Origin of the sequence: Pseudoflavonifractor sp. BSD2780061688st1 E11 (assembly GCF_005844125.1) — a bacterium.
GTDB lineage: Bacteria > Bacillota > Clostridia > Lachnospirales > Lachnospiraceae > Sellimonas > Sellimonas catena.
The window spans coordinates 1-3586 of the sequence record NZ_SPHM01000077.1 but is presented as its reverse complement, the minus strand read 5'-3'; the positions used below and the strand labels follow the sequence as shown (position 1 = coordinate 3586).

The window sequence follows — 3586 nt, the reverse complement described above, 5'->3', positions numbered from 1 at the left end:
GGCATCTACCTGTATGGTGAAATACACGTTAATGCAAATATCATGAAGAAAGAACTGGAATTGTGGGGAGAGTACTATGATGATGGGATGAGGGATCTGTTTGTTGAATTACCGTATTTTGATGCACAATTAATGAATATCTGGATGCAATCAGCTGATGATGACATTTTTGACATGTTTTTTCAAAATAGCCAGGGAACGGCAGGGGGCACTCCGGAGTATCAGAATTTTTGGAAAAAACTGAAGACGAACTATCCGGAAACAATTTTACACGGTACAGATATTGGGCATGGGTATGCGACGACGGGACAATGGTACCTGAATTATCTGGAGGAACATGGCCAAAAAGATTCGGAAGAATATCGAAAGACTCAGGAGAACATGGATCAGGGAAAATATTATTATGATCATTATGAGGACGACCCATACCGGGAAAATAAGATGGTAGAGAATTTTGTTGAGGAATATGAAACATTGGGAGAAATTCCGGTCATGGGGATTTATGGAAGCGCTCATACAGAAATCGATGCAATGGATTATATGACAGGAACAGTTCCGTGTATGGCTAATCAGCTGCATGAAAAATATGGAGACAAGCTTCATACAGAAAGTCTGGAAGAATACGCCTGGATAACAGAGCCTTTAAAAACAGAAACGATAGAAGTAGATGGAAAGGACTATAAGGCAGATTATTTCGGCGAGAACAGTGCTTTTAGTGACCAAGAGGGATGGCATTCTATGAAATGCTGGAGATTGGAAGGAGCGTATCAGAATTTCAAAGAAGCTCCACTTAGCGGTGAAATGTGGGATCAGGCATCATTTCCAATGAAATTGAAAGCAAAGCAGGTCTACGTAGTTGAAATCAGCCATAATGACGGTACATTGGAGCGGAAATATTTCCGGACGGATCAGAATTCGTTTGAGAAAATGGGGTATGTGAAAGAACTTGTTGTTGATTAAGTGGAAGTGCTGGCAGGAGGAAATTGTCTATGAAATTTTGGAGATTTAAAAAGAAGTGGATTGAGGCGGTACTGGCTTTTGCGATGACGGCAGTGCTTGCAGGATGTGCATGGCAGGGGACGGCAATATCGGAAGAAGGAGGTCTGCTGACTAAAACACAGGTGGAGGAAGACAGGAAACAGGCGATTCAATATGTGGAAGATGTACATCCGTTCTTTGAATTGGAGGAAGATCAGTCGGAATATAAGGAAGCGAAAAAAGCATACATCAGTCAGACACAGTCGGGTATGACTGTCTGGGAATTCTGGGGAGCAACGGCAGAGTACATGAGTTCTCTTCGCGATGCACATACAAGGATTCAGGATCCTGGAGGAATAAAAGTATTAGACATACCTGCTTCTTATGAAAACGGAAAATCATATCTGTGGGAAAATGGGAAAAGGACCGGGCTTTATGTAGAAAAAGTTGGAGGAGTGGATGTAGAGAAAATATACGAAAAAATCGATAAAATGATCGTGGCGGAGAATGCAGCAGCAGAAGAACAGAACAGAGAAAAATATCTTGCAGTGAACACGATTCTAAAATTCTGTGGAGCGGTATCGAAGAATGATCAGGTAGAGGTAGAATTCTCGGATGGCACAAAACGGATCTACTCCTTTATGGAAGTTGGTAGATCCACCGAAGAAGTGACAAACAATTGTTTTACTGAAGGTGATATTTTTGTGGTAGATTTCAATACCTGTGAAGTTGATCAGAAACTGGAAGAAATTGCGGTAAAACTGGAAGAAGCAGTGGAAAATGGATGTACGAAAGTCATTATTGATGTACGGGGGAATCCGTGAGGGGACTCGAATGCTTGCTTAAGGATTTTGGAAGCAATGGGAATGAGGGAGCCTTACTATGGAAGTGTTATCAGATTTTCCAAAGAAGCGAAAGAACAGGGAGGAGTTCCAATAGATCACGGAATAATTGAAACAAAGGGATCGACACTCATGGCTAAAGCGAATGAGGATGTTCAGTTGATTGTCCTGTCTGATCATATCACATTTAGTTCGGCAACGATGCTTTGTGTTTGGGTGAGAGACGGAAAATTGGGAAAAATTGTCGGAGAACCAAGCACTAATAAGCCGAATTCCTATGGTGATATTTTGATGTTTCAATTAGAAAATTCGGGTTTAGTTATGTCGGTTTCATACAAAAAGTTTACACGCCCCGACAGTTCCAACAACGAAGACATGCTTGTGCCGGATGTCCAGACATCATCAGAGGATGCGTATGATAAAGCAGTAGAATTATTGAACCGGCAATAAACGGAAACCACTTGCACTCCCTCACCTGTCCGTTTACTATATTATAATAGAAGAAACAGATCGTTCTGTTTGATGAAAGACAGGAGGCGGAGCATATGAAAACAGTCAATACTGTTCCGGAGATTCTTTCTACATTTCCGGATTCTCATTTTGACAAGCAAAGATGGCGGGACTATGCAGGAGCAATCCATCCGGAACTTCCTAAACTCTGTGAAGAAGATACGGCAAAGTATGAGTTTGAAAAGGATGTCCTCCCGGTAATTGAGGCGGCGCTGGGGGAACCAGAGCGGATCCGGCATCTTGGCAGCAGGTTTGAGCGTGTTGTGGCGGAGCTTCAGGAGCGCCTTCCGGTCCTGTTTGACAAGGAATGTGAAGTGACGGTTGTTTTATATCTGGGACTTTGCAATGCGGCGGGATGGGTGACGTTCCTTGGAGGGAAGAAAGTCGTTCTGCTGGGCGTGGAAAAGATTCTGGAACTGAACTGGGACAGCGAGGAGAAGCTGAAGGCACTTTTGTACCATGAGATCGGACATATCTGGCATGAGATATACGGGAACCTGGAGTTCCCGGCGCATACACAGAGCAGGCAGTCGATGCTCCAGCTCTGGCAGGAGGGAATTGCCATGGTATGCGAGCAGATCTTAAGCAAAGATGAGAGGTATTACCATCAGGATGAGAATGGATGGCTTGCATGGTGTCAGGAGCAGGAGCCGATGATTAAGGAGGAATACGGGAGACGCCTGGAGAAGGAGGAAAGTACGCAGGATTTCTTTGGAGACTGGTGCGATTTCTGCGGCTATTCGGATGTAGGCTATTATCTGGGATGCCGGTTCGTGAGATGGATGATGAAAGAGAATGATCTCCGGGAGATCGCAGCGATGGGGGCCGCGGAACTGTTGGAAAAGTACACCCGGTTTGCGGGGAAAGAGTTACCTGCATAATATAGAAGAAAATGAAAAGGCGGATACGCGATCGCATCCGCCCTTTCATTTTGGTATGTCATTGAGAGGTTTTCCTGATTACATTGTAGTTTCTACATATACAAAACTGGGGAATCTCTTAAATAGAGGATGTATATAAGAATTGGAGACGTCGCTGATACTTTGGGGGAATATCAGGGACACTACAATGTAATCGTTTAGTACTTTAATGTACTAACACGCTATCACTATACCATGAACAAAAGGAAACTGTCAAGAGTTTAACGGAAAAAAGTAAAAAAAGTATTGTTGCTGTTCGCGGGAGTTTGACAGTTGAATAATAGAAAAATACCTTGCAGGCCGCATAAAACCTGCTTTTTTTGTGTCAAATTTTTA

At 43.2% G+C, this 3586-nt stretch carries 4 protein-coding genes; all 4 read left to right on the top strand.

Going from position 1 to position 3586, the window contains the following annotated elements; genetic code table 11:
- Window positions 1-960: hypothetical protein (locus tag FGQ85_RS18520; protein WP_207670243.1), on the top strand; the 960-nt coding region annotated here is incomplete at its 5' end.
- Window positions 961-989: 29 nt separating this feature from the next.
- A complete protein-coding gene (locus FGQ85_RS17920; protein WP_138374137.1) occupies window positions 990-1802 on the top strand; it encodes a hypothetical protein in 813 nt (270 codons plus the stop codon).
- A gap of 36 nt (window positions 1803-1838) precedes the next feature.
- Window positions 1839-2270, top strand: coding sequence for a S41 family peptidase (locus FGQ85_RS17915; RefSeq protein WP_138374136.1), 432 nt, complete (start codon window positions 1839-1841; stop codon window positions 2268-2270).
- Window positions 2271-2365: 95 nt separating this feature from the next.
- Window positions 2366-3211: a hypothetical protein gene (locus FGQ85_RS17910; protein WP_138374135.1), complete on the top strand. Its 846-nt coding sequence runs from the start codon at window positions 2366-2368 to the stop codon at window positions 3209-3211.
- The last annotated feature ends 375 nt before the right edge of the window (window positions 3212-3586 follow it).